Consider the following 24,532-nt stretch of genomic DNA (forward strand, 5'->3'; position numbering starts at 1 on the left):
CGGCGGCGGCCGCCCGGGAGGGACTTCTCTTTAGAGTTCTGACACCGAGACCAGTCTGGAGGGGGTAAGTAAATGTCCGCCGCGAACGAGCAGGCGTCCAGGTTCGATCCCGGCTTCGCGCGTGAGTTCTACGCGCTCGAGAACGGGGAATACGCCAAGTTGTGCATGCAGTGCGGGTTGTGCGCCGTCACTTGCGCCTCGCGCGAGTTCATGGACCTCCCGCCGCGCAAACTGTTCAAGCTGGTCCAGGCCGGCGACAAGGAAGCCGTGCTACAGTCCCAGACGCCCTGGTTGTGCACCTCGTGCATGACCTGCACCGTACGCTGCCCGCGTGGTATTCCGATCATCGATGTAATGCATGGGCTTAAGTACTTCCTGATCCAGCAAGGGTCTAAAGCACCTGTGGCCCTGATGAGCAAGATCTTTGCCGAAAATATGCTCAGGCGCGGGCGCGTCTTCGAATTGGCGTTGACCAACAGCTTCTTCCTGAAGGCTTACGGTCCCGTGGGGGCCATCCCGATCGCCCTCAAGATGCGCAGTGTCGGCCAGCCGATGCTGCTCAAAGGACGTCTGCCGCTGAAGCCGCCGAAGAAGATCAAGGGGCTGGACCAGGTCCACAAGATCGTCAAGAAGGCGACCGAGGTTATGAAGAGGGAGGGACACCAGGATGGCGTATAGCTTTTATCCCGGCTGTTCAATGGAGGCTACGGGCAAGGCCTACCTGGTTTCTCTCGAGGCCGTCAGCCATGCTCTGGGACTTGAGCTGAAGGAGATCCCGGACTGGAACTGCTGCGGCGCCACTGTGTCGGCCAACGCCATCGGGGACCTGCCGCAGCTGGCCATGACGGCGCGTAACCTGGCCCTGGCCGAACCGGCCGGCAACGACATCGTTGTCGGCTGCAGTTCCTGCTACCTGAACATGGCGTGGGCGAACGAGAAGTTCAAGACCGACGCCAGGTTCCGTTCCCAGGTCAGCGAGGCCCTGGGCGCGGCCGGCCTCAAGTACGAGGGCGGCCTGCGCGTGCGCCACCTGATCGACGTCCTGGTAAACGACATCGGCCTGGATAATCTTAAGGCACGCACCATCAAGCCGCTGGCGGGCATGAAAATCGCCTGCTACTCCGGCTGCCAGACGGTCCGTGCCATCCGCCGGCGCGATTTTGACAACGTTGAGTACCCCGTCATGCTGAGCCGTATCGTCGAGGCCCTGGGCGCGACCCCCGTGCCGTTCCCGGCCGCGGCCCGGTGCTGTGGCGGCTCGCAGCAGTTCACCCGGGTGGAACTGATTCACGAGCTTACGGGCTACGTCCTCGAGACGGCGGCCAAGAACGGCGCCGAGGCGATCGTCACCCCATGCCCGATGTGCCACATGAACACCGATGTATATCAGGCGGAGATCAACAGGGTCAAAGGAACCAACTACTACTTACCCGTCTTCTTCCTTACACAGTTGATCGGCCTGGCCTTTGACCTTAAACCGAAGGATCTCGGTTTCAGCTTCAATGTCGTATCCCCTGACAAGCTTTTCGCCAAGCACAACATTAAGAACTAAGGCCATAAGGGGGGGCGCCTTGCGGGGCGCCCTTTTTGTTTTTCCATAAGCCTCAGGGAGGGGAAACCAGGGTACGGGGCGAATAGCATACATATCCCTTGACCTGAAGCGGGTGCGCTGTTGGGAATCGCGGAGGCCTTAGGAGGGACACACGATGGCCAGGGGAAGAGTGGAAATCGAGGCCGATATTCTGATCATCGGCGGCGGCACGGCCGGGTGCCTGGCGGCCTATGAAGCGCGGCAGGTAGGCGGTCCGGACCTAAAGATCGTTATTCTGGAGAAGGCCTTCATCCGGAACAGCGGCTGCCTCTCGGCGGGGATGAACGCCCTGAACATGTATCTCAACCAGGGGACCCCCGCCGACTATGTCGCCTACGCCCGCTATGACAGCTGCGGGGCGCCGATCCGGGAGGACATCCTGCTTGAAGTCGCCGCTCACGTCAACGAAACCGTGGCCCTCATGGAGGCCCAGGGACTGCCGATCAAAAAGAGACCCGACGGCCGCTACCTTAACCGCGGCAAGTGGAACGTCGAGGTTAACGGTTCGCTGCTCAAACCGATCACGGCAAGCATGGCCGCCATGGCCAACGCCATCGTCTACAACCGGGTTTACGTTACCGACCTGATTACGGCGGACGGCCGGGTGACAGGCTGTATAGGCTTCGGCGTCCGTGACGGCCGGTACTATATCGCCCGGGCCCGTGCGATCCTCATCGCCGCCGGAGGCTGCGCCGGGCTGTGGCGCCCGCGCGGTCATGGGGACGCCCACCATCGTATCTGGTATTTCCCCTTCAATTGCGGCGGCAGTTACGCTTTGTGCAAGCGTGCCGGGGCGAAGATGGTCGGCTTCGAGATGCGTGTCGTGCCCCTGCGCACGAAAGATACATATTCCCCGACCGGGACACTGGCCATCGGCATGGGGGCGCCCCTGGTCAACGCGGCGGGAGAGGCCTTCATGCGCGAGCGTGAGGAGTACCTGCGGCTCGGAGGGCATAACGCGCCCACCCCTCTACGGGTGCTGGCCTTCACCCGGGAAACCGAACAACACCGCGGGCCGATCTACTTCGATACCCGCCTCGGCGACCCGAAACGTGTGGCCGGCCTGAAAAGCCAGTACCTGGAGATGGCGCCGTCCATCGTGCTCTACTGGGGAGCGCACGACCTCGACCCCCGCAAGGAACCGGTCGAGGTGGACGTCGGAGATCCAAACATCCTTGGCGCACATGCCGCGTCGGCCGGCGCCTGGACCATCGGCACGTCCCACATGACCACCGTCGAAGGGCTGTTCGTTTCCGGCGATGCCCTGGGCGGGGCGCCGTCACGCTTCATCTCCGGCAGCTGGACGTGCGGCCGCCTGGCGGCGCGAAACATGGTCGCCTATCTGGAGAAGAACCGCCCGCCTTTCGCGGACCTGGACCCCGCCACTCTCGACTCCCTGGAAGCTCGTGTCTTCGCGCCTCTGGACCGTTATGGCCGCTGCACCTTCTTTACCAACGGCCAGCCTCAGGAGGGGGTTACGCCGCAGGAAATGGAGTGGCGGATGCAGAACGTTATGGAGGAATACTGCGGCGGGCGCAGCCGCTGGTACTGTGTTAACGCAACCTACCTGTCCCTGGCCAGAAAACATATCAATCGTCTGCGCCGGGAGCAGCTACAGTACCTGGTGGCGAAGGACCTTCACGACCTGCAGCTGGCCTGGGACGTTGTCAACAGGCTTGACGTGTGCCAGATGGTCATTGAACACCTGGACTTTCGCAAAGAGACAAGGCTTCCCGGGTTTGTCAACCGCACCGATTATCCTGAGCCCGACGACGGGGATTATGACTGCTTTATCTGCTCGGTTTGGGATTCTGCGACCGATGAACTGATAATGAGCAAGGAGCCATACGTGCAGGTCGTGCCGGGGGATCGAAAGAAGGAAAGCGTATGACGCCGGCTCCGATCCGGGAGTAGAGGGGGTTATGGGTCTTGCCGCCGGTGGTTTTCCCAGAGAAGTGTAACGGTTGTCAAGGCGAAAGCGAACCTATGTGCGAGCAGGTCTGCCCCGGGGACTTGATGACCATCGATCCGGCCTCCGGGAAGGCGATATGCCGCGATCCGGGGGACTGCTGGGACTGCATGACCTGTGTGAAGGCCTGTGCGCGCCAGGCGATTGTTACCAGGATCCAGTACCAACTGGGCTATTTCCCGGCCCGGCTTATACCTCTCGTAGGGACGAACACCATCACCTGGACATTGGTCGACTGCCATGGCAAGGTGGAGCGCTTTGTCATGCGTACCCTTACCGACGACGAGGAAGAGGAGGAGTAGCCGGCGGAGAAAATTTGCCTTCCTAATTTATTTAGCTCTTGCCACCGGCCGGATGGGTAGGTATGATATTGGTAAGGCATGTGCAGGAATTCACAAAAGGTAATTCGTGTGGGCATTATTATTTTCAAGGAGGGGAAGAGGAACATGTTCGAGAAGGTCCTACTGCCGACCGACGGTTCGGAAACCGCCCTCAGGGCCGCCGCCTATCTGGTCAACCTCCTGCAGGAACGGCCCGGAATGAAAGTAACCCTGCTCAATGTGTACACGATCCCGCCGGCGTTTAACACCTATGATTCCCCGATCCCCCCGGTAGGCCTGGTGGACAGCATCAAACAAATGGCACAGCGCGCCCTCGACAGGACCGAGGCCGTATTTAAAGAGGCGGGGTTCAGCGTGGAGACCATGGCTATGGAGGGCGATCCGGGGAGGGACATACCCCAGTTCGCCCGCAACAAAGGTTACGACCACATCGTCATGGGTTCCAAAGGGACGGGTTCCATTTCGGGTTTGGTCTTTGGGAGCGTCGCCAACAAGGTCCTGCACGTCGCCGCCTGCCCGGTGATCATCATCAAGTAAACCCCACAGCTGTCTGATTTGCCACACAGCTGTCTCATTTCAAGCAGCCTGCTAAGGTTCCTACAGCAGCCCTCGCACCGCGAGGGCTGTTTCATTTCCTACACCCGCCCGGGGCCGTACGCGGGCGGCAGACCCGTATCGGGCCTGAAGAACCATGGCATCATTCTTGCTAAATACATGGGATAGATATGCCTTGAAAACGGAGGGATGATAACGTGAGCCTTTACCTGGCGGTGGCCGGAATAGCGGTCAATCCCCTGGCGGTTCTCGGGCTGGCCGCAACGGCCGGAACCCTGTCCGGGCTTTTTGGGACCGGCGGAGGCTTTCTCCTTACGCCCCTGTTAATGTTCCTGGGCATCCCGCCGGCGGTCGCCGCGGCCTCGGGCTGTAACCAGATCGTGGCCTCTTCCTGCACCGGAGCCCTGGCACACAAGCGCCTGGGCAACGTGGATGTCAAGATGGGCCTTATCTTCCTCAGCGGGGCCGTTCTGGGAGGTGCGGCGGGCGCGCAGGTGGTGCGGATCCTGCGCGGTTTGGGTCACTATGATGACGCCGTCAAAGCGGTGTACGTGGTCATGCTGGCGCTGATCGGGGCCTTTATGCTCCGCGAGAGCCTGCAGGCGCGGCAACGCCCTTCCGGAGGGCCGGGGTTCACAACATCCCGGATAAAGGGCCTGCTGGCCCGGTTGCCCCTGCAAACCGAGTTCCGGGTCAGCGGTATCAGGACCTCCATCCTGTTTATCGTCGGGCTGGGGTTCTTCGCCGGTTTCCTGGCCGCGACGCTCGGGGTCGGCGGAGGGTTTATCACGATTCCGGTGATGATCTACCTGCTGGGCGTGCCCACCCTGGTGGCCGTCGGCACGGGCCTCTTTCAGATCGTCTTCACCGGCATCAGCGTCACCTTTCAGCAGGCGCTGACCAATCATACCGTGGACCTGGTGCTGGCCGTCGTCCTCTTCGGCGGAGCGGCCATCGGCGCACAAATCGGGGCGCGTATCGCGCGGTTCTTTCGCGCGCAGCAGATACGCCTTTTCCTGGCGGTGGCCGTCTTAGCGGTAATGGCCGGAATGATGGCCGGCCTCTTAAGCCCGCCGGAAACCGCGATGACCATCGTCCGGGCGGGAGGTGGGCACTAATGGCGCGTATCCGGTTGTTCCATGTGATTGTCCTGCTGATGGTGTCGGCCACCCTGGCGTTCAGTCCGGCGGCAGCAGAAGAACGGATGACCCTGATGACGGATGCCGGGACCATCGAAGCGGGTATGGGCTTTGACGGCTGCCGCCTGGCGATTGCCGGTGAAACACCGGCCGGGAGCCAGGTGTACGTTAAGATTGTCGGCCCTGCGCAGACGTCGGTGCTGTCCCGCCGGGGGCGGAAGGGTCCTGTTTGGCTGGCGGTGGAGGCGGTACGGGTACAGGGGATGCCTGCCCTCTACCAGGTTCTCAGCTCCAACGGCTTGGACCTCCCGGACGGGGTACGGCGCGCGACCGGGATCGGGCCTGATTACGCCCCCCTGTATGCAGGGGCCCGTGTGCTGTCCGGGAACGAGGAGCATGCCGACGTTCTCCCGCCGGACCGCTCCCGGACCTATCTTGACGACCTCGTGCGGGCATACGAGAAGGGAGACCTCTACCGCCTGATCCCCAAGGGGATCCATGTCAACGGCACCAGTTACGCCGGGAACGTCTATCTGCCCCCGGAGGCGCCCCGGGGGGAAATCCGTCTTACGGCCTACGCCGTCCGGGACGGCAGGGTCGTGGCCCAGGCCCAACGGACGGTCACGGTGCGTAACACGTGGTTGGTGCGGCTGATGGATGCTGCAGCGCGACAGGAGCCCGCCGCCTACGGCATAACCGCGATCATCGTCGCCCTGGCCACAGGACTGGCGGTAGCCCAGATCTTCCGCCGGCTGAACGGTTTGGCCGGCAAAGAGAAAGGTCTCACGGCCGGACAGTAGTGAGGAGGCAGTGTCAATGGCCCAGGAACCAAGGGTGCGGGACCTGGTAACCCCGCTTGACGCCTTCGGCCGCATACCCATCGGGGCCAAATTGAAGGATGCGGTCCGCGCCGCCGGCCAGGCAGCGTCCCGGGCGGTGGTTGTTGACGACCCGGGCGGCCGGCCCATCGGGGTCCTTCCCCTGCGCGGCCTTTTCGAGATCCTTCAGCCCCGGTTCGCCAGAGTCAGCGATTGGTGGGTACCGCTCTTCTGGGAGGGGTTGCTTGCCGAACGCTGTGCCCAGGCTGACGCAATAAGCATCGAGGAGGTGGTGATCCCGCTTCGAGCAGTGGCCGTTCAGGCCGAAGACACGGTAATGCACGTCCTCTACACCATGCACAAGGCGAAGCTTGATGTCCTCCCTGTTCTGGAAGGGGATTCGTTGATCGGCCTGGTCGAGGCCGGACGACTGTTCGATGAGGTGGCCCGTCTTGTCACGGCCCGGTGTTAGGGCCATGTCAAACCGTGTTTCTGCATCCGGTACAGAAGAGTGGCTCTTGTAATGTGCAGTAAGGCGGCGGCCCGTGTCTGGTTGCCGCCACTTTTTTGCAGGGCCTGAATGATGAGCTGCTTCTCCACTTCGTCCAGGGCTACGCCCTCGTCGGGCAGTTCGAACGGTACCGGTGGGCCGGCCCTGGGCGTTTGCAGTTCCTTGGGCAGGTGTTCGGGGACGATAGGCCCGCCCTGGGCGAGGATCAGGGCGCGCTCGATGACGTTCTGCAGCTCGCGGACATTACCGGGCCAGTGGTAGCGCTGCAGAAGCTCCAGCGCTTCGGGCAGGATCACCGTTTCACGGTACAGGGTACGGAAGCGCATCAGGAAATGTCGTGCCAGGAGCGGGATATCGGACCGCCGCTCCCGCAGCGGCGGCAGATGGAGCTGGATAACGTTAAGGCGGTAATAGAGGTCTTCCCGGAAGGTGCCCTGGCGGACGGCTTCTTCCAGGTTACGGTTGGTGGCGGCGATAATCCTGATGTCGACGCGCAGGGTCTCGGTACCACCCAGACGTTCGAAGGTCTGGTCCTGAATCACCCGCAACAGCTTGGCCTGCATCGCCGGGGACATCTCGGCGATTTCATCCAGGAAGATGGTTCCGCGGTCGGCAAGCTGGAAGCGCCCCAGCTTGCGGGCCGTGGCGCCGGTAAAGGCGCCCCGCTCGTGCCCGAAAAGCTCCGATTCCAGGAGATGCTCGGGCAGAGCGGCGCAGTTGACGGCGACGAAGGGGCCGTCAAGCCGGGGGCTGGCGCGGTGTATGGCCACCGCCGCCACCTCTTTGCCGGTGCCGCTCTCGCCGGTGATCAAAACGGTGGCGTCGGTGGGGGCCACCTTCTCGATCAGGCGGCGGACATCCATAAAGGCCGGGCTCTCACCGATCATCTCGCCGTGTTCCTTGGTCAGTTCCGAGCGCAGGAAACTGACTTCGGTCAAAAGGTGGGAAACCTGGAGGGTCTTCTTAACGACGATCTTTAACTCGTCCAGATCGAAGGGCTTGGTGATGTAGTCGGCGGCCCCCGCCTTCATGGCCTCAATGGCCGTCTGGATGGTTCCGTGGGCGGTGATCATAATGACCGGCAGGCGCGGCTGGTTCTTTTTTACTTGCTCCAGGACCTCCAGGCCCGAGATATCCGGCATTTTCAGGTCGAGGATGACCAGCGAGGCCCCGTCCCGGTTGAGAAGAGCCAGGCCTTCCCGTCCGCTGGTGGTGGTGACCGCCTCATAACCCTCCTGGCGCATGGCGCGGGCCAGGGCCCAGCACATATGATCCTCGTCGTCAATAATCAGGATGCGGGGAACCACCGCCCGCCTCACCTCTTTCGGGCGACTCCTCGCCAGCCACCGGCAGGACGACGGTGAATGTCGCTCCTTTCCCGGGTTCGCTCTCCACCTCGATCCGCCCCCCGTGCATCTCGATGATCTGGTGGCTGATGGCCAGACCCAGGCCGTGACCTCCGTCCCGGGTCGTGTAATAGGGATCGAAAATATGCCCGATATCGACGGCGTGGATGCCCCTACCGGTGTCCTGGAAGGAGATGGAGACCCACTCTCTATCGCCGCAGGCGACCACCCTGAGGGTACCGCCGTCGGGCATCGCCTGCACGGCATTCAGAACCAGGTTAACAAAGACCTGTTTCAACTTCTCTCCGTCCCCCTGGATGGCGGGCAGATCGGCGGGGGCGTGAAGTTCCAGGGCAACCCGGTTCTGCCGGAAGAGGGATTCGGTAAAGGTGAGAACCGACCGCAGCAGGTCCGCCGGGTTCAGGCGTAAGATCACGCCGCGGCTCGGCCGCCCGAATTCCAGGAGTTCGGTGAGTACCCGGTTCTGGCGGTTAACCTGCTCCTTTACGACCGCCGCGTACTCTTCAACCCCGGCGACGCCCGGATCCTTCTCCATGACCTGGACGGTGGCCTTGATGATCCCGATGGGGTTGCGCAGCTCGTGGGCCAGGCCGGTCACCAGCCGGCCCAGGGCGGCCAGGTTCTCGGCGCGGCGCAGGCGTTCCTCCAGCCGTTCCTTTTCCTCCAGGGCCGAGGCCATCTTGTTGATGGCCAGGCTGATCTGGCCCATCTCTCCGGGCATGGCGGGGAGGCGGACATGGATATTGCGTTCCATGTGCTCCAGCCCGCTGCGGATTTGGCCGACTCTTCGGACAAAGTTGTTGACCACGAAGAGGGTGCCCACGGCGCCGAGGAAGAAGCTGAAAAGACTGAAGTAGCGGGTGACCATGCGGAAATTGCGGCTTTGAGTGAAGATGGGATTCAGGCGTTCCTCGGCCCATACGACGGCCACCAGCTTCCCTCCGTCGTAGAGGGGCACCAGGTGCTCAAAGAACTGGTCGTCCGGGTTGCCGGCCAGGCGGGCGAGGGGCTCTCCGCTGCCGAGTACGGCGGTGATGCCGGAGGACGCTTCGCGGTAGATGCGCTGTTCCCGCTCCCGCTCTTCTGTGGGTGTCAGACGCCGGTATTCGTGGAGAAAGCCTTCGGCGAAGATCTGGTCGCTGGCAGGTACATACAGCCCCAGCCGTACGCCGGGGTGTTCGCGGGCCAGAGGGGAGGCGACCGCCGTGAAGTTCTCGCTCAGGACGGCCGCCTGGCTGGAGGCCGGGAGGTCCCGCACCTGTCCTTCGATTCGCTCCCCGAGGTCGGTGGCCAGGATCCGGACGATGGTGGCCAGCCGCTCCTCCTTGTTGACCAGGGTGATCTCGTCGGTTTTGCTGGCGAAGGCCAGGTCGTAAAGCATGACCAGGATCGGCACCACCAGGATGGCGCCGATGATGAGCGGGATCTGGAAGCTCAGCCGGCGGCGGAGTGCGAAAAGGGGCATGTTCATTCCCCCCTGAGAAAAGGCTTACCCGGGCTGAAACGTAGCTTCCAAAGGCGGTGTTCCCCTCCGGCTGTTACCCCATGCTTTCGGCCAGCCAGCGGCGGCCGACCACCCGCAGCAGGAGAGCCACGGCCAGGGCCATTCCCAGGGTCGCCAGCAGCGTCGGTACGGTCGGCAGTATGTACCAGAGGTACAAATAGACGGAACTGATGACGATCGACATGAGCATCAGCGGGAAGGCGACCTTCATAAAGCCCAGGAAGCTCATTGGCAGTCCCCGCTTTTCGGCCATCCCGATGACGACGACATTGGCCGAGGCCCCGATGATCGTACCGTTGCCGCCCAGGCATGCGCCCAGGGACAAAGACCACCAGAGGAAGTTCAGGTCTGAAAGCGGGATGTTGCCCAGGGTGCCCATATCCTGGATCAGGGGGATCATGGTGGCCACGAAGGGGATGTTGTCCACGAAGGCCGAAGCAATGGCAGACAGCCACAGAATGAGCATTCCGGTGGGCACGATCAGTCCGCCGGTGACGTCGAGGGCGAAGCGGGCCAGCATGTTGATGACGCCGACCTCCTCCAGGGCGCCGACCACCACGAATAGCCCCACGAAGAAGAAGATCACCGGCCACTCAACCGCCTGTAGCGGGTGCTCCGGGTCGGAGCGGGTGACAAGGAGCAAAAGGCTCGCCCCTGCAAGGGCGATCACGCTGGATTCCAGGTGCAGGTACTGGTGGAGCATGAAGCCCAGTATGGTAAGGCCCAGAACCGCCAGCGAGCGTTTCAACAGCCCGATGTCACGCAATTCGGAGGTCTCGTCCAGTTCCATAAGGCTTTCCCTCATCTCCGGCCTGACGCGCAACTGCTTGCGGTAGTAGATCTGCAGGATGAAGATCGTGGTCACATGGATCAGGATCACCACCGGGGTGAGGTTGATCACGAAATCCATAAACCCCAGGTGGGTGGCGCTGCCGATCATGATGTTCGGCGGGTCGCCGATCAGGGTCGCCGTGCCGCCGATGTTTGAGGCCAGGATCTCGGTCAGCAGGAAGGGCAGTGGATTAAGTCCCAGCTTCCTGGCGATGGCGAACGTTACGGGGACGATCAATAGGACCGTAGTCACGTTGTCGAGAAGGGCCGAGAGCACCGCCGTGATCGCCGCCAGGGCGGCCAGGATGGCCAGGGGGCGCCCCCCGGCCGCCTTGGCGGCCCGGATGGCGAGGTATTCGAAGACGCCGGTCTCCCGCGTAACCCCGACGATGATCATCATACCCACCAGAAGGCCGATGGTGTTCCAGTCCACGGCATGAACGGCGGCCTCCGGGTCGAGAATGCCGGAAAGGACGATCACCGCGGCGCCGACGAAGGCGGCCACGGCACGGTGGATCTTTTCCGAAACGATGACGGCGTAGGTAATGAGAAAGACTCCGGTGGCGAAAAACACCTGGTAATTTTCCGGCACGAGCTGAACCCCTTTATTAACATTTTCCCATTTGGTGAATCAGTTCGCCGGGTAAAGAGCGTTTCCTGCCGGCGGGGGTTTCAAACAGGACCGGCACCCCGCGGGCCTTGGGCGCTCAAGTGCCGGTCCGCGGCGGTTTCGGGGGCGGGTATGCCGGCCGGCGCCGGGTTGTTACCCTCGATCAAAGTGCAGATTTCGTCGAAGATGCCATGGCTGCGCAGGATGCCGGTCACCCGTCCGTTTTCGACTACAGGCAAAGTTCCCACGTTATTGCTGACCATAAGGTGCACGGCCTTGGAAATCGGGTCGCTGGCGTTGACGCTGATGAAATTGAGCGGGCGCATCACCTCGCGCACTTTTTTCCGCGCCTCTTCGCGGCACTTAGCGGTGAAGAAACCGCGCCACCAGACAGGAAGGACCCAGCTTTCAGTAATGACGAAGTCCGGCTGCATGGCCCGCAGGATGGTCCTCTGGCTGATCACGCCCAGGGGTTGGCCGTCTCCGCCGGCGACCAGGAGAGTGCGAAAACCCCGGGCGGTGGCCTCCTTCAGGCGCGCCACCGCGGTACCGACGGTGTCATCGAGGGTTACCGCCGGGTAAGACTCCAGGGGAAGCATTAGATCTTTAGCCGTTTTCTCATACGGCATGTGGCTTCAGCGATTCCTCCTCCAGGGCCAGGTAGCCCCGACGCAACTCGCGGTTGACGCGCAAAACCTCGGCGGTAAACGCCTGCTGGGATTCTCCCGCCTGCGGCAGGTGTTCGACGTCGCCCGGCGTGGCGACCGTCATCCCGGGAGGGACGAAGGTCCCTCGGGGCAGGTCGACGTTCAAAACCAGCGCCCCGTGGCCGATAAAGCATCCGCGTCCCAGGCGGGACGAAAGGATGGTGGCCCTGAAGCCCACGAAGGAGCCCTCGCCGATCACGCAGGGGCCGTGCAGAATCGCGCCGTGCGCGATGCAGCAAGAGGGCCCGACCTCGATAAAACTGTTGAGCAGGGCATGCATGATCACGCCGTCCTGGACATTTGTGTCCCGCCGGATAATAATCGGGGAGCCCTCGTCGGCCCTCAGGACGGCGCCCGGGCAGACGATGACCCGGCTTTCAATGCGCACGTCGCCGATTAACACGGCCGCCGGGTCTGCAAAGGCGTCCCCGGCCACCGCCGGCATACGGGAATCCTGGCTCCACTCCGTCAGCGGGCTGGGCCGCAACAAGGCATAACCCCCTCCTTTTGGTACTTTGTTGAACAAGCTTCTGCCGTGGATGATGACCCCGCATCACGGGCCGAGGGGCCCGGCGACACCGATCATTTCACCGTTTCGGCCGGGACCGCGTCTCGGGTGCGGGAGGGTGGGACCTTCGGTCGGCGAACCGGGTTTTGGTTTAAAAAGTGACGATATTTCGCGCGACAGAAGGTTGAGAGTCCCTTTTCTGTGACGTTCCAGTCTAACATAAGTAGTGACAAATCTGTGAATAGATTCACATTATCACCCCTAATTTTAACACGGGGTGTTTGCCGGGTCAAGGCGGTCTGGTGGGCGGGACGTCGCGGAAGCCGGTATGAAGCAGATGCAGGCCATTGCTTTTGGGGGCCGGCGGCCCCTGAGAGGGAAGTGCCGGCCCCCCGCGGACCCCGGGTTAAACGGTTCCCCGGTCGGACGCCGAGCGGGGGACAACGACCACCCGGCGGGAGCCGACGAGGGCGCGGATGAATACGAACAGCACCAGAAGCAGGCTGGCGGCCCAGACCAGGTATCCGCCGGGGGTCGTCAGGCCGAACTGTTTGAGCGCCACGGCGAGGCCGGTGATCGCAAGCGCGGCGCCGGCCAGGGGCCGTACGGCAAGGTGCGGGACCCGCCGCTGGCATAGCAGCCCCACCTGCTCCCCGATGGTCATCCCCAGCAGGATCAGGATCACCGCGGCTACCTCCACCCGCCCGCCGAAGGAGAAGGTGAAGGCGCCCCATCCGGTTGCCAGCAGGCCCGCCAGGGCGGCGGTGGCCCTGGTTTCTTCCTGCTTCAGGCCGGCCACCGCCAGCGCCGGCAGGGCCAGCAGCGCGGCATCCATGCCCGTCAGGCCCATCAGGATCCCGGCGGTCACGCCCGCCAGGGGCAGCAGCGGCGCCAGGCGGGGGCAGGGCACGGGGGTCAGGCCGCGGCGGCCGAAGGTATATAACAGACCATAAGCAAGGAGGACGACGATGTAGAACCATCGTAAGGGGGGGCCGGTAACATTGGCGTCAGCCATAGTCAGCAGGAGTACCTTGCCGATGCTCACTCCTGCGGCGATCTGCAGCCCCAGCAGGATGCCGCGGCGAAAGTCGGGATTGGTGAAGCTGCCCTCACGGAAGGTATCCATTACGGCCCGTCCGAGAAGGCATACGATGCCTGTTCCCACCGCGTGGCTCATAGGGAAGCCAAAGATGTTCAGCGCGGGAATCAGGCCGAGAGTGCCGGCCGGACCCGCAAAACGGGTGAGCACACCGATGCCCAGGGCGATCATAAAAAGGGCAAAGCCGTTGACGAAGGTTTCGGCCAGGGCCAGATACATTGGGAACCCCTCCTCCAGGGCCGGTTTCGCGGCCCTACGTTCTACCGGCCCCGGCGCGCGTTCAGCCGGTGGGTGACAAACTCCGTAAGGGCACCCAGCCCGGCCGCGCACCCGACCACCAGGGCCAGAACCAGCAGTCCGTAAACGTAAACGCTGTTGGTATAGGACTCCATAAAGAAGGCGGTCAACCCGTCAAACATAAGGCCACCTCCACTAAAGGGTAATGACAATAGCATAAAAAAGGCATTGAACACATTGAGGAAACATGGTATACTCGAGTTGTACTCGTGGTGACAATCACAACTGCACTGACAGATAGCCGGTCAGCTATGGTCGGACCTTGCCATGAGGTGTAGGAGACCGGCCAGGGCATAGACCTCCAGTTGCCCCTGGATAAAGGCTTCGGAGTGCTGGTGGTCCGCATAAGGATACACGACCGGCAAGCGGGTCATATCGTGCACGACCCTGAACCCCGAGGCCAGGTTGGTGCAAGCGTCATACGCCGCGGCGATTTCCGTGCCGGTCGGACCGTGTAAGTCCGTACGGAGAACACGGGTGCGCCTGAGCATTTTTTCCTTCTTAATCACCTCTTCTCGCCGGGAGTAGCGGAAGTCGCTTTTCGCCGGCTCGTAATCGAACTCGATGAACTGTTCGCACCCGTGGCGCTTCAGTACATCCTGCACACGTTGACGGATGGTCTTTTCCCGGGTCAACTTCTTCTGGCGTACGGCGGCCCTCAGCTGGTCAAGGTCCTGGGCGGCCTGGGCCAGGCCGGACTCGATGGCCTGGTCGGAAGGGGCCTCCGGTTCGACGTTATGGCTGAGAATATAGCGTTGTCCCTCGAACTCTACGGTCTTGATCCAGCGGCCCCGGTGAATGGTTCCGTTTCCTGCCCAGGGGTCCGTGGCGGTGAAGGGTGCCCGGGCGTAACGCTCGGGCGGGAGGGCGACAATAGAATTTGGAACGGCCGGCGCAGCCCCCCCGAAGAGGTCCTCCTCGAAGAGGATAAAGGCGTCGCCCCCGCAGGTCTCACGGTACTGGTGCCGTAAGGCGCAGACGTGCTCCGGGGTTAGGTCCCCGGAAAGCAGGCGGCAGCCTATGGGCAGGCCGTCGGGGTGGACGATCAGGGCCATGGGCAACGGCCGGCGGTATGGCCGGATTTGATAGGCCGTCCCCGCGGTGGTGATGCCGCACTCGTTTCCCACGAATTCTCCCACTATCGGGTGGATAAAGAGGGAAGGCGGCTCCGAGTCCGCCCGGATGCGCTTCAGGATGTGCCTTTCGAGCGCCGGGACAATGGCGGCCAGGTGACAAAAGGCCTTGAAGAAGGCTATGCCGGGAACCTCTTCGCCGCCCAGCGGCCGCAAGTTCAGATCGGCACAACGGACGCTGAGCGGGCGGGTGTCTTCAGGGTGCAGGACGTGGGCGATAACGGCCGCCTCGATAAGGGAGCCGAATTCCTCCACTTTCGGAGTTTTATCCCCTTCAAGGCGGGCCAGGGCCTCATCCAGGCCCAGCCGGCACCAGACGCGCTGCAGGGGCTCGACCGATGCCCGCTCCGTGGCAGATGGGAGATCGATTTTAAACGACGGCAAAGCCGTGCCGGGGGGGCAAAGCCTGCTCAAGCCGGCGATGAGCGCCTCAACCTTGTCCGGGGCAAGCCGTTCGATGTTCCCCAGGTTGGCGATAACCCGCTGCCTGACCTTTCCGCCCTCGCGGTAATTCTCGATGAGCTTCAGGTAGATGTACTCCTTGTCTCCCCGGCGGGTGGTTACTTTACGAAAGAACACAATAATCACCACCTTGGCAAATACGTTGTGAACTGGCTAACTAACTGGGTGTTTCAACCCCGGGTCCAGGGGCCGTTTCCTGCGCGTAGTGTCAACTTATGTTGACCTGGATAGGCCATGTTCCGCGCCGAAAGCCGCAGATCCCTTAGGACGTGGCCTTGGTAAGGTTGGGGTTGGAGTAGTGACAAGGTTGTGAAAAAGTGCACTAACCTTTTAGATGATGCTAGCATGAGGGGGTAATGGAGTCAACGGGCTGGGTGATTGTAGTGTAAAAAAATTTTTGCCACCCCTCCTATCCTTGAAGGGGTGGCAAATTTGTCCCTGCTTCCTATCTTGTAAGCCCCAGTTTCTTTGCGGCCTGCGCCAACCCGTCGCGATAGTTCGGATGGGCGATGGCGATCAGGGCCTCGGCCCTCTGCCGGAGGGTCCGTCCCTTTAAGAAGGCCACGCCGTATTCGGTCGCCACCGCGTCGATGTCGTGACGCCCCACGCAGACGACGCTGTCCGGGCTGAGCTGGGGCACAATGGCCGACTGGCCCTTTTCGTTGCGGGAACGCAGGACGAGGAAAAACCGCCCCTCGGGCGCCATGGCACAGCCGCGCGCGAAGTCCACCTGCCCACCGCTGACAAGCCGCCTCGCCCCGAAGGCCTGGGCCGTTGCCTGGCCGAGAAGGTCGACCTCGCCTGCGGTGTAGATGGCCGTCATCCGGATGTTGCGCGCGATTATCGCCGGGTCGTTGGTATAGGAAACCGGGTGCATTTCGATCAGCGGGTTGTCATCCACGAAACGGTACAGGCGACGGGAGCCGATGACGGAGGTGCAGATGACCTTATCCGGATGGATGGTCTTATGACGGTTGGTGACCGCCCCGGCGTGGACCAAGTCGGCGATGGCGTCGGTGAGAAAATCGCAGTGCACTCCGAGGCCGTGCTTGTCACGGAGGGCCTCTCCGACGGCCTGGGGAATGGGGCCGAGGCCGAGGGCTATGGTCGCGCCGTCGGGGATGTGTTCGGCGACGTGGGCGGCGATGGCCTTTGTCTCTTCATCCGGTTCATCGTAGGCGTAGTCCGGGAGGGGACTGTCGTCCTCTACTATGCAATCGGCCTGGGCGATATGGATGAAGCTCGTGCCATGGGTCCGCGGCATATTGGGGTTAACCACCAGCAGTACCTTCTTCGCCAGGCGCGCCGCGGTGGTTGTGTAGTCCACCGCCACACCGAAGCTGCAGAAACCGTGCTGGTCGATGGGTGAAACGGTGCCCATGAAGATATCGATATCCATATTTTCGGCCAGGAAAGAGGGATACTGGTGGAAGTAGCCGAACATCAGCCCCGATCGTCCTGCCGGCACGCCCGGGCGGGGCGTCCCGTTGGCTATCCAGGCGACATGCCGGAAGTGGCGTTCCATGCCGGGTTTACGGTAGCCGTTCCCACCCATGGGAAGCATTTGGTGGATACGCACCCCGCGCAGGTCCGCCTTGCGCTGGGTCATTGCCTCCAGCAGGACCGTGGGTTCACCGGCGCCCAGCGGCAGTACGATATTCTGCTCCGACTCGATATACTTGACAGCGTCTTCGGGGGTGCACCTCTTAGCCTGATAGAGTTCTCTTAAAAACTGCTTGTCGTCCGTGAGAGGGGGGGTTTTAAACCAGACCATTTGGCACCATCCCTTTCTAAGTAATGGTTACGGGGTGACAAAACTTCCCCGGCGGCAGTGCAAATTGTTGTTGTCATTCTCGTAAACCAACTAGTATAATACTATAAAGCCACCCATCTGTCCCGGATATACCAGGTTCCCGTAATGACAACCCGTAGTGACAAGGCGAAGACACCTCAAGCGGCTGGGGAGGTGTTAGCACTAGAAATTCCAAGCAATAATCACCTCGGGTTTGGGCACATTTCGTTTCTTTTATTTTCGCACCTTAAGTACTTTGGTTCACAATTGAATCGAGGCTCCCCAGAGGAAGCGAGGATGCTTCCGAGCGAGATAGAAAGAGATAACCGGGTATAATAGTATGTCAGCACCTTTTTGCGGTTGTTGTACTTTCGGATTGAAGGAGAGAGAGTCGGATGGAGATTTATCTGCCCATTGCGGGTATGCCGGTTAATGTTTTCCTCATCATGGGTCTAGGGGCGTTAGTCGGTGTCCTCTCCGGTTTGTTCGGCGTCGGCGGCGGTTTTCTGCTCACGCCCCTGCTGCTTTTCGTCGGTATTCCCCCGGCCGTGGCCGCGGCCTCGGACACGAACCAGATCGTCGCTGCTTCCTCGTCCGGTGCCCTGGCGCACAAACGCCTGGGCAACGTGGACATGAAAATGGGGCTTATCTACCTGGCAGGGGGTATCCTGGGCGGTACCTTCGGTGCGCAACTGGTGAAGTTCCTGCGCGGAGTCGGCAATTACGATCTCACGATGAAGCTTATCTACGTGGTAATGCTCACCCTCGTCGGCGGGTTTATGTTTATTGAAGGCCTGCAGACCCTGCGGGGCAAGGCTGCGGCCAAGAAGGAAGACGCCAAGCCCTCCGCTTTCAAGCGCTTTGTAGACTCCCTGCCTTTCCAGACGGAGTTTAAGACCAGCGGTGTACGGATCTCTATCCTTTTCCCCATCCTCCTCGGGTTCCTGGTCGGGGCCCTGGCTGCCCTGCTCGGCGTCGGCGGCGGCTTCATTACGATGCCGGCCATGATCTACCTCCTGGGCATGCCCACCATCGTGGCCATCGGCACCGACCTCTTCCAGATGGTTTTTACGACGATCAACATCACAATTCAGCAAGCCGTTACGAACCACACGGTGGATATCGTCCTGGCCATCCTGCTGTTCTGCGGTTCGACGATCGGAGCGCAGGTCGGCGCCCGCCTGTCGCGCCGGTTCAAGGGCGAGCAGTTGCGTGTGCTCCTGGCCGTCATCGTGCTCTCGGTGATGGTGAAGATCGTTTTTGACCTGGTGGCGACTCCCGACTCACTAATCCAGTTCGCTTCGGGGGGTGGCGGTCACTAATGAAGAGGACGGCGCGCGGACTGACGGCTATCGTCCTGACCCTGCTGCTTGTTCTGGGGGCCGGAAGCTGGTGCTTCGCGGCCGCAGCCGAGGTCAGCCTGAGTTCGGATGTTATTGAGATCGGTACCGGTTTCGCGGGCAGCGAAGTGGAGGTCAAGGGCAGCGTCCCGGGTGGCAGTGTAGTGGTCGTGAAGGTGGTGGCGCCCGAGAAGAAGGCCGCTCTGAGCCGCAAAGGGCGGGTCAGCGGGCTCTGGATGACCGTCGAGCAGGCTACGGTCAGCGGCATGCCGGGCATGTACAAGGTCTTTACTTCCGGCCCGGTAGGGGACCTGCCGGAGGGGGTGCAGGCGGAACTGGGCCTGGATAAGGAGTTCATGTCGCTGAAAGATGCCGCTCAGGTTACAACGAAACACGAGGAGGAAACGGTCGCCGTACCCCGGGAGCAGGCCGACGTCTTCCTGGACGGCCTGATCGGGCTGATGGCCGAGAAGAATCTCTACACGATCAACGAAGGTGCCATTAAGGTTAACGGAGAGTCCTTTGCGGGAACCATCGACATCCCGCCTGATATCCCGCGCGGGGAGACCCGGATCGAGGTTTACGCCGTGCAGAACGGCGCCGTGATCGCCACTGCGGACACCACCCTCAAGGCCGAGCCCGTCGGCCTGGTGCGGACACTGGGTAACATGGCCCAGCATAACGCGGTCTCATACGGTATCCTGGCGGTCCTGATCGCCCTCTCCGCCGGGATCACTATCGCCCAGTTCTTCAAGTGGCTGCAGAAGGTCATCTTTAAGGACGAAGGCGTAAGCGCCCATCACTGATTAAAGCTTGCGGTCTGCAAAATGGGCCCGTCTCCGGCGGCGGAGATGGGCCCTTACTTGTTCAGTGCCGGTCGTTATCGTCTTGAATACTCTTTTCGGCCACACGGGTGATGAGAGAGGCCAGCACCCGCCGCTCCTCCTTGTTACCTTCGTCCCACAGTTCCTTGATCAGCCGTTGCTCTCTGTTCCCAGGGTCGAAGTGCCTGGCGATGAACTCGCCCAGGTGATAGGACGCGTCCTCGACCGTCCGGTCGCTCAGGCCGATCCTTTCTGCGGTTTTGGCCATCGTGCCCAGGAAATGCTTCCACTTGTGCCAGGTGGTTTCAAGTTCCACGGCTCCTTAACCTCCTCCCGCCGTTAATGTCCCCCACCAGGCCCGGACTCTATTAATTAAAGCAGTCTCATAGACGCCGGTGAAGATTGACCTGAGTTTGCACACGCTGTCCGTCAGGGCGAAATAGATATGGACGGCAATGCTGGCGGTGAGCGCAACGGTGCCCAGGTAGAGCAGGCGGCGGATGCGGTTGAGGCCCCCAACCAAGGATACCGGGCGGGTGAAAAAATGCGGGGAGTGGAGGATGATCCCAATGGAGCCCAAAAGGGGAATGAGAACCAGCCAGAGGGTATACAAGAGTTTCTGTCCCGGGTTGTATTTGAAGAACTGTGGTTTCTTATGCGTTAAGAAGGCCTCGTATCGCAGGAACCGGGGCAGCCGCGCCAGGTCGGCGGCCGTCGGGACGAGGTCCGGGTATTTGCGGAGGGCATAGAGGTAGCCGAGGTAGAGGGCGCCCAGCGCGAAGCCCACGGACAGGTGGGCCTTTCTTACGCGCCGCATTTCCACCGGCCAGCGGTGAGGGAGAGGGTTGGAAAGGTAGAGGCCGGTCACGATCTCGGTGGCCAGGGCGGGGACGAGCAGCCAGTGGAAGACCCGGATCGGGAGCGGATGGCGCAAAATCTTCACCTTTACCATTCAGTCCTCCTCCTCCAACCACGTCTCATTCACCGGCTGGCGCCGTCATCCTCGCCAATTTAAGCGGGTGCGGCCGACGGCGTGCGCTTCGGAAAAACCACGGCCCCATCCCGTGAGTGGCTGACGACCGACGACCGATGCGTGATGAGGCTTCTCAGATAATGAACCGTTGTACGTTGCCGCCCGGAGTCAGGAGGTGGGTGGCGCAGGCCATGCAGGGGTCGAAGGCGCGCACCACCCGACCGATCTCCACCGGCTGCTTCGGGTTGGCCACCGGGGTACCGAGTAGGGCCTCCTCGATCGGTCCGGGGCGGCCCTCACCGTCCCGCGGGGAGAAATGCCAGGCCGAGGGGGTTATGACCTGGTAGCGATCGATCCGTCCCCCGCGCACCCGAACCCGGTGCAAAAGACCTCCCCGTGGCACCCCGGAAATACCCAACCCCTCGCCTTCCTCCGGCAGTTCATATCTTCGGTAGACCGGCTGGCCCGGTTCCAGCTGTTCAAGCCATTCCTGCATCAGCCCGCCGATGATTTCGGCCTCGATGGCCCGGGCCAGGATGCGGTCCATAGTGGAGACCCCCCGGCGGTACCTGCCGCTGACCCAGAGGCGTACCAGCGGCCCGGTTTCCACGGCCCGGCCGCGGTAACGCGGGGCTTTCACCCAGGAGTAAGCTCCTTTGCGGCCGGGGTCCGGTTTTGTGTCCGAAAGGGCTTTCCAACCGTTTTCCGGCTGGTCACTGAAAAAGGAGTGTCGTACGCTTTCCGAAATCTCGCGCACATCGACCTCTTCGATTCGTCCTTCAATGAGCGCAGCTCCAGGAAAACGATAGTCCCGGGCGCCGGGAGTGCGCGGGAACATCCCGTAAGTCATCATGTTCTCCGGGCGCCTGCCGATCTCAAAGTAATCCGAGTAGTGTTCGGCCAGGGCATGGGCGTCGGGCAGGTACTTTTCGCTGATAAAGCGGTTGACCCGTTGCAGTTTGGACCGCAGGTCCAGGATGATGTCCGGGCGGGGGATCACGGTGGCCCCGCCGCCGATGATGCCGTGCTGGTGGGGGACCTTGCCCCCCAGGATCACCTCCATTTCATTAATCACCCGCGTTACGTCCCCCGCGCCGAAGTAGTGCTCAACCAAACGGCTGTTCAGGGCCCGGGGCAGCCGCAGATCCTTGGTGTACTGAGGTTTAAAGGGGTGCATGTCCGGTCCCTGCACCCAATCGGGCAGGCCGAGGAAGTAGAAGTGACGGATCTGGTTTTGCAGGGTGACCACGCCCAGGAGCAGGTTACGGACCAACTGGCCGTCGGGCGTGGGCTGGATACCGGCCAGGTCGTCAAGGGCCTCGGCCGCGGCCACGGCGTGTGAGGCGCAACAAATACCGCAGATGCGCTGGGTCAGGTAGGGGGCGTCCCGGGGGTCGCGGCCCCGCATGATCAACTCAAAGCCGCGGAAGAACGTGCCGCAGCAGCGGGCGTCAACCACCTGCCCTCCTTCCACCGTAACCTCCAGTTGCCCCGGGCCGATGGACCTGGTCATCGGACTAATCACAATCTTCATCCGGTGCAATCCTTCCGGGCCTTACCCCAATCGGTTTGGCCTACTTCTTTTTTCCCCAGACCCTCTTCAGGCGTCCGGTCAGCACGTTGGCTATAAAATGCACCCCGATGCCCAGGGCCGCCGCCGCCCCGGTGACCAGCCCCACCCGGTTGGCTGCCACCCTGACGTTGGGTAGCCGGATATCAGGCAGGTGTTCAAAGAAGGGGCTGGTACCGTCGGGGAACTCGGGGCTGGTGCAGCCGATGCAGGGCGTGTTCACGCCCACCGGCCAGCTCTGGTGTTCTCCGCTCCACTGGCGGAGCGGGCAGTCCGCGAAGGTGACCGAGCCCTTACAGCCGAGCTTGTACATACACCATGGCTCTCCGGGTTCCTTGGCAAAGATCCCGCTTTCGAAATAGTACCGCCGCGTGCAATGGTTATGGATCGTTTCCTCGTAAAACATCCGGGGGCGGTTGAGGGCGTCCAGCTCGGGCTCCCCGTACCAGGCGAGCGCGGCCAGAGTGCCGAGCACCCAGTCCGGGTGAACCGGGCACCCCGGAACGTTGATCACCTTGCGCGCCACGACCGCCGAAAGGGGCTTGGAGCCGGAAGGGTTCGGGGCCGCGGCGAAGGGACCGCCGAAAGCGGCACAGCTGCCGACGGCCACCACGTGTTTGGCCGGTGTTGACACCTCTTGCACCGCTTCCAGGGCCGTCCAAGGCCGCCCGTTCTTTCGACCCACCACGGCGTAGTACCCGCCGGCGGCGGTGGGGACGGTCCCCTCGACGACAAGGGTATAACCGCCCTCGCCCAGGCATTCCCGCAGGACGGCGTCCGCCATTTCCCCCTCGGCCGCCATCAGGGTGTGGCAGTAGCGCAGGTCGAGGAAGCCCTGTAAGATCTCCCGGAAGGTCGGATCAAGGGAGTTCAATGTCGACAGGATGTTGCCGCAACAGGAGTTGGTCTCCAGCCAGACCACGGGCAAGCGCGGCGGGTTACCCCCGGGCTGCGCCCGATCGGCCTCGCGCCGGCCCCCGCCCGCGTTCATGTCTGTCTCCGGACCGGTGATGCCGGCACGGCTATCGTCCCGGCGATTAACAGGGTTACGCATCCTTGTTCAATGTCAAGACCTCTTGGCTGTGTTTTTTTACGCTCTATTGTAACCTTCTACGGGGATGTCGATACTTCACGTTTTTGTAAACTTTATGCAAAAATTAAGGGAAGCGGGAGGAAATCTTCAATAGGGTGACGAAGGTAGTTTCATCCAGAGTAGAGGGGGTCCCTTTTTGCGTAAAGTACCGACCCGCGCCCTGGTGCCCGGCCAGAGAGTGGCTCACGCTATCTACTCCAGCGATGGCCAGTTGCTCTTAAACGCCGGGGTAATTCTTACCGAGGGAATTATCGCCCGCCTGCAAATGCTCGGCGTACCGGCGCTCTATATCGACGACGGGCTGCTTCCCGATGTCGAGGTCCTCGATGTAATCAGCGAAGAAACCCGCCGGGATGCAGTCGTCCGGGTGCGGCGGTTGCTGGAGGACGTCAAGGGGGGCGCAAAACGGCCGGTCGTCAGCCGGGTGCTGATCCGGGCGGAGGAGATGGTACAGACCGTCAATGAGATCATCGACCAGCTTCTCTCCCGGCGGTCGCTTGTCGTTAACCTGGTGGATATGCGCACTCTGGACGACTATACCTTCGGCCACTGCGTCAACGTGTGTGTCCTGTCCCTCCTCACCGGCATGACCCTTGGTTACGACCGCGCCCGCCTCTTCCAGCTCGGGATGGGGGCGCTCCTGCATGATATCGGCAAGACACGGGTGCCCCAGGAGATCCTCAATAAGCCCGAACCCCTCACCCCCGGGGAGTTTGAGATCATTAAGAGACACACCATACTTGGATTCGAGATCTTACGCAACTGCGATGGAATCAGTTCCCTGGCCGCCACTGTCGCCCACCAGCACCACGAGCGCTGGCAGGGTCAGGGCTACCCCCAGGGCCTGAGGGGCCCGCGCATTCACGAGTTCGCCAGCATCACCGGCGTGGCCGACGCCTTTGACGCCATTACCGCCGACCGGGTTTACCGGAAGGCTTACCCGCCGTACGAGGCTTATGAGATGATTGCCGGCTCGGGCGATTTCCTTTTTAATTTCCGTGTTGTTCAGGCCTTCCTGCAGAATGTGGCCGCCTACCCGGTGGGAACCGTGGTCGAACTGACGACGGGCTGGACAGGAGTGGTCGTGGACACCCCGCGCGGACAACCCCTCCGTCCCCGCGTGCGCATCCTTTTTGGGAGGGATGGACAGCCGGTAACCGAACCCTGGGAGGTCTCCCTGACGGATGAACCTTCACTCGCGGTCAGCCGGGTTCGGGACGAAGAGGGACTGCAGCACCTGCAGAGCAAACAGCGGCAAGCCTGAAGGGCGACCCGCCGGCCGTGAAGAATCTGCTTTTTGCCCGTTACCTGGGGGGCCGGTGCGGGCTTATATTATATGGGGAATGTTGTCCATCATGTGCCGTTAGGTGTATATTAGTGACGTTCTAAGAAAACCTTCAAGACAAAGGAGCGTGGTAAAGGTGAGCGGGAGAAGGTTGTTACTGTTCATCGCTCTGGCGGCGTTCGTGGCCGGGGTGATGTTCGCCGGGGGGGCCAT

General features: G+C 61.9%; 24 protein-coding genes. 11 read left to right on the plus strand and 13 right to left on the minus strand.

Annotated features, from left to right (window positions below; all coding sequences use genetic code 11):
• Positions 1 to 72: 72 nt before the first annotated feature.
• The 8 genes from QMC81_00430 to QMC81_00465 all read left to right on the plus strand — a co-directional run bounded on the left by QMC81_00430 (position 73) and on the right by QMC81_00465 (position 6,885).
• On the plus strand, positions 73 to 678 hold the full coding sequence (locus tag QMC81_00430) for a 4Fe-4S dicluster domain-containing protein (GenBank protein ID MDI6905937.1): 606 nt from the start codon (positions 73 to 75) through the stop codon (positions 676 to 678).
• The gene (locus QMC81_00435) at positions 668 to 1,552 is read left to right on the plus strand and encodes a CoB--CoM heterodisulfide reductase iron-sulfur subunit B family protein (protein MDI6905938.1); all 885 of its coding nucleotides are present in this window, start codon (positions 668 to 670) and stop codon (positions 1,550 to 1,552) included. Before QMC81_00430 ends, QMC81_00435 begins: the two co-directional genes overlap by 11 nt.
• 154 nt (positions 1,553 to 1,706) lie before the next feature.
• A complete protein-coding gene (locus tag QMC81_00440; GenBank protein MDI6905939.1) occupies positions 1,707 to 3,482 on the plus strand; it encodes an FAD-binding protein in 1,776 nt (591 codons plus the stop codon).
• 47 nt (positions 3,483 to 3,529) lie between these two features.
• Positions 3,530 to 3,862, plus strand: a complete 333-nt coding sequence (locus tag QMC81_00445; protein ID MDI6905940.1) for a 4Fe-4S dicluster domain-containing protein — start codon at positions 3,530 to 3,532, stop codon at positions 3,860 to 3,862.
• A gap of 144 nt (positions 3,863 to 4,006) precedes the next feature.
• Positions 4,007 to 4,438 (plus strand): universal stress protein, encoded by a 432-nt coding sequence (locus QMC81_00450; protein MDI6905941.1) that lies wholly within the window; start codon positions 4,007 to 4,009, stop codon positions 4,436 to 4,438.
• 215 nt (positions 4,439 to 4,653) lie between these two features.
• Positions 4,654 to 5,574, plus strand: coding sequence for a sulfite exporter TauE/SafE family protein (locus QMC81_00455; protein ID MDI6905942.1), 921 nt, complete (start codon positions 4,654 to 4,656; stop codon positions 5,572 to 5,574).
• Positions 5,574 to 6,395: a TIGR02186 family protein gene (locus tag QMC81_00460; protein MDI6905943.1), complete on the plus strand. Its 822-nt coding sequence runs from the start codon at positions 5,574 to 5,576 to the stop codon at positions 6,393 to 6,395. Before QMC81_00455 ends, QMC81_00460 begins: the two co-directional genes overlap by 1 nt.
• 16 nt (positions 6,396 to 6,411) lie before the next feature.
• On the plus strand, positions 6,412 to 6,885 hold the full coding sequence (locus tag QMC81_00465) for a hypothetical protein (protein ID MDI6905944.1): 474 nt from the start codon (positions 6,412 to 6,414) through the stop codon (positions 6,883 to 6,885).
• Here the strand turns inward: QMC81_00465 and QMC81_00470 are convergent.
• The 9 genes from QMC81_00470 to QMC81_00510 form a co-directional block, all read right to left on the minus strand.
• Positions 6,882 to 8,231 carry a sigma-54 dependent transcriptional regulator gene (locus QMC81_00470; GenBank protein MDI6905945.1) on the minus strand — a complete coding sequence of 450 codons (1,350 nt, stop codon included), beginning with the start codon at positions 8,229 to 8,231 and terminating at the stop codon, positions 6,882 to 6,884. The genes QMC81_00465 and QMC81_00470 overlap by 4 nt on opposite strands.
• Positions 8,206 to 9,756: an ATP-binding protein gene (locus QMC81_00475; GenBank protein MDI6905946.1), complete on the minus strand. Its 1,551-nt coding sequence runs from the start codon at positions 9,754 to 9,756 to the stop codon at positions 8,206 to 8,208. The genes QMC81_00470 and QMC81_00475 overlap by 26 nt, the downstream gene beginning before the upstream one ends.
• A 73-nt stretch (positions 9,757 to 9,829) precedes the next feature.
• Entirely contained in the window at positions 9,830 to 11,218 is a 1,389-nt protein-coding gene (locus QMC81_00480) for an ArsB/NhaD family transporter (GenBank protein ID MDI6905947.1), read from the minus strand.
• Between the two features lie 80 nt (positions 11,219 to 11,298).
• A complete protein-coding gene (locus QMC81_00485) occupies positions 11,299 to 11,865 on the minus strand; it encodes a CBS domain-containing protein (GenBank protein MDI6905948.1) in 567 nt (188 codons plus the stop codon).
• The gene (locus QMC81_00490) at positions 11,855 to 12,433 is read right to left on the minus strand and encodes a hexapeptide transferase (protein ID MDI6905949.1); all 579 of its coding nucleotides are present in this window, start codon (positions 12,431 to 12,433) and stop codon (positions 11,855 to 11,857) included. The genes QMC81_00485 and QMC81_00490 overlap by 11 nt, the downstream gene beginning before the upstream one ends.
• Before the next feature lie 424 nt (positions 12,434 to 12,857).
• Positions 12,858 to 13,769, minus strand: a complete 912-nt coding sequence (locus tag QMC81_00495) for a sulfite exporter TauE/SafE family protein (protein MDI6905950.1) — start codon at positions 13,767 to 13,769, stop codon at positions 12,858 to 12,860.
• A 41-nt stretch (positions 13,770 to 13,810) separates the two neighbouring features.
• Positions 13,811 to 13,969: a hypothetical protein gene (locus tag QMC81_00500; GenBank protein ID MDI6905951.1), complete on the minus strand. Its 159-nt coding sequence runs from the start codon at positions 13,967 to 13,969 to the stop codon at positions 13,811 to 13,813.
• Positions 13,970 to 14,092: 123 nt separating this feature from the next.
• The gene (locus tag QMC81_00505; protein MDI6905952.1) at positions 14,093 to 15,559 is read right to left on the minus strand and encodes a hypothetical protein; all 1,467 of its coding nucleotides are present in this window, start codon (positions 15,557 to 15,559) and stop codon (positions 14,093 to 14,095) included.
• A gap of 328 nt (positions 15,560 to 15,887) precedes the next feature.
• Entirely contained in the window at positions 15,888 to 17,216 is a 1,329-nt protein-coding gene (locus QMC81_00510) for an acetyl-CoA hydrolase/transferase C-terminal domain-containing protein (GenBank protein ID MDI6905953.1), read from the minus strand.
• Positions 17,217 to 17,629: 413 nt separating this feature from the next.
• Between QMC81_00510 and QMC81_00515 the strand changes: the two genes are divergently transcribed.
• Positions 17,630 to 18,556 (plus strand): sulfite exporter TauE/SafE family protein, encoded by a 927-nt coding sequence (locus tag QMC81_00515; protein ID MDI6905954.1) that lies wholly within the window; start codon positions 17,630 to 17,632, stop codon positions 18,554 to 18,556.
• Positions 18,556 to 19,380 carry a TIGR02186 family protein gene (locus QMC81_00520; GenBank protein ID MDI6905955.1) on the plus strand — a complete coding sequence of 275 codons (825 nt, stop codon included), beginning with the start codon at positions 18,556 to 18,558 and terminating at the stop codon, positions 19,378 to 19,380. The genes QMC81_00515 and QMC81_00520 overlap by 1 nt, the downstream gene beginning before the upstream one ends.
• A gap of 61 nt (positions 19,381 to 19,441) precedes the next feature.
• Here QMC81_00520 and QMC81_00525 read toward each other — a convergent pair whose 3' ends face one another.
• From QMC81_00525 to QMC81_00540, 4 genes are all read right to left on the minus strand, one after another.
• A complete protein-coding gene (locus QMC81_00525; protein ID MDI6905956.1) occupies positions 19,442 to 19,714 on the minus strand; it encodes a DUF3243 domain-containing protein in 273 nt (90 codons plus the stop codon).
• 6 nt (positions 19,715 to 19,720) lie between these two features.
• Positions 19,721 to 20,350: a cytochrome b/b6 domain-containing protein gene (locus QMC81_00530; GenBank protein ID MDI6905957.1), complete on the minus strand. Its 630-nt coding sequence runs from the start codon at positions 20,348 to 20,350 to the stop codon at positions 19,721 to 19,723.
• 154 nt (positions 20,351 to 20,504) lie between these two features.
• On the minus strand, positions 20,505 to 21,905 hold the full coding sequence (locus tag QMC81_00535) for a nickel-dependent hydrogenase large subunit (GenBank protein ID MDI6905958.1): 1,401 nt from the start codon (positions 21,903 to 21,905) through the stop codon (positions 20,505 to 20,507).
• A gap of 40 nt (positions 21,906 to 21,945) precedes the next feature.
• Positions 21,946 to 22,932 carry a hydrogenase small subunit gene (locus QMC81_00540; GenBank protein MDI6905959.1) on the minus strand — a complete coding sequence of 329 codons (987 nt, stop codon included), beginning with the start codon at positions 22,930 to 22,932 and terminating at the stop codon, positions 21,946 to 21,948.
• A 238-nt stretch (positions 22,933 to 23,170) separates the two neighbouring features.
• On the opposite strand from QMC81_00540, the gene QMC81_00545 reads away from it, so the two are divergent.
• Positions 23,171 to 24,298: an HD-GYP domain-containing protein gene (locus tag QMC81_00545; GenBank protein MDI6905960.1), complete on the plus strand. Its 1,128-nt coding sequence runs from the start codon at positions 23,171 to 23,173 to the stop codon at positions 24,296 to 24,298.
• The last annotated feature ends 234 nt before the right edge of the window (positions 24,299 to 24,532 follow it).

The organism is Thermoanaerobacterales bacterium (genome assembly GCA_030019475.1).
Classification (GTDB): domain Bacteria; phylum Bacillota; class Desulfotomaculia; order Desulfotomaculales; family JASEER01; genus JASEER01.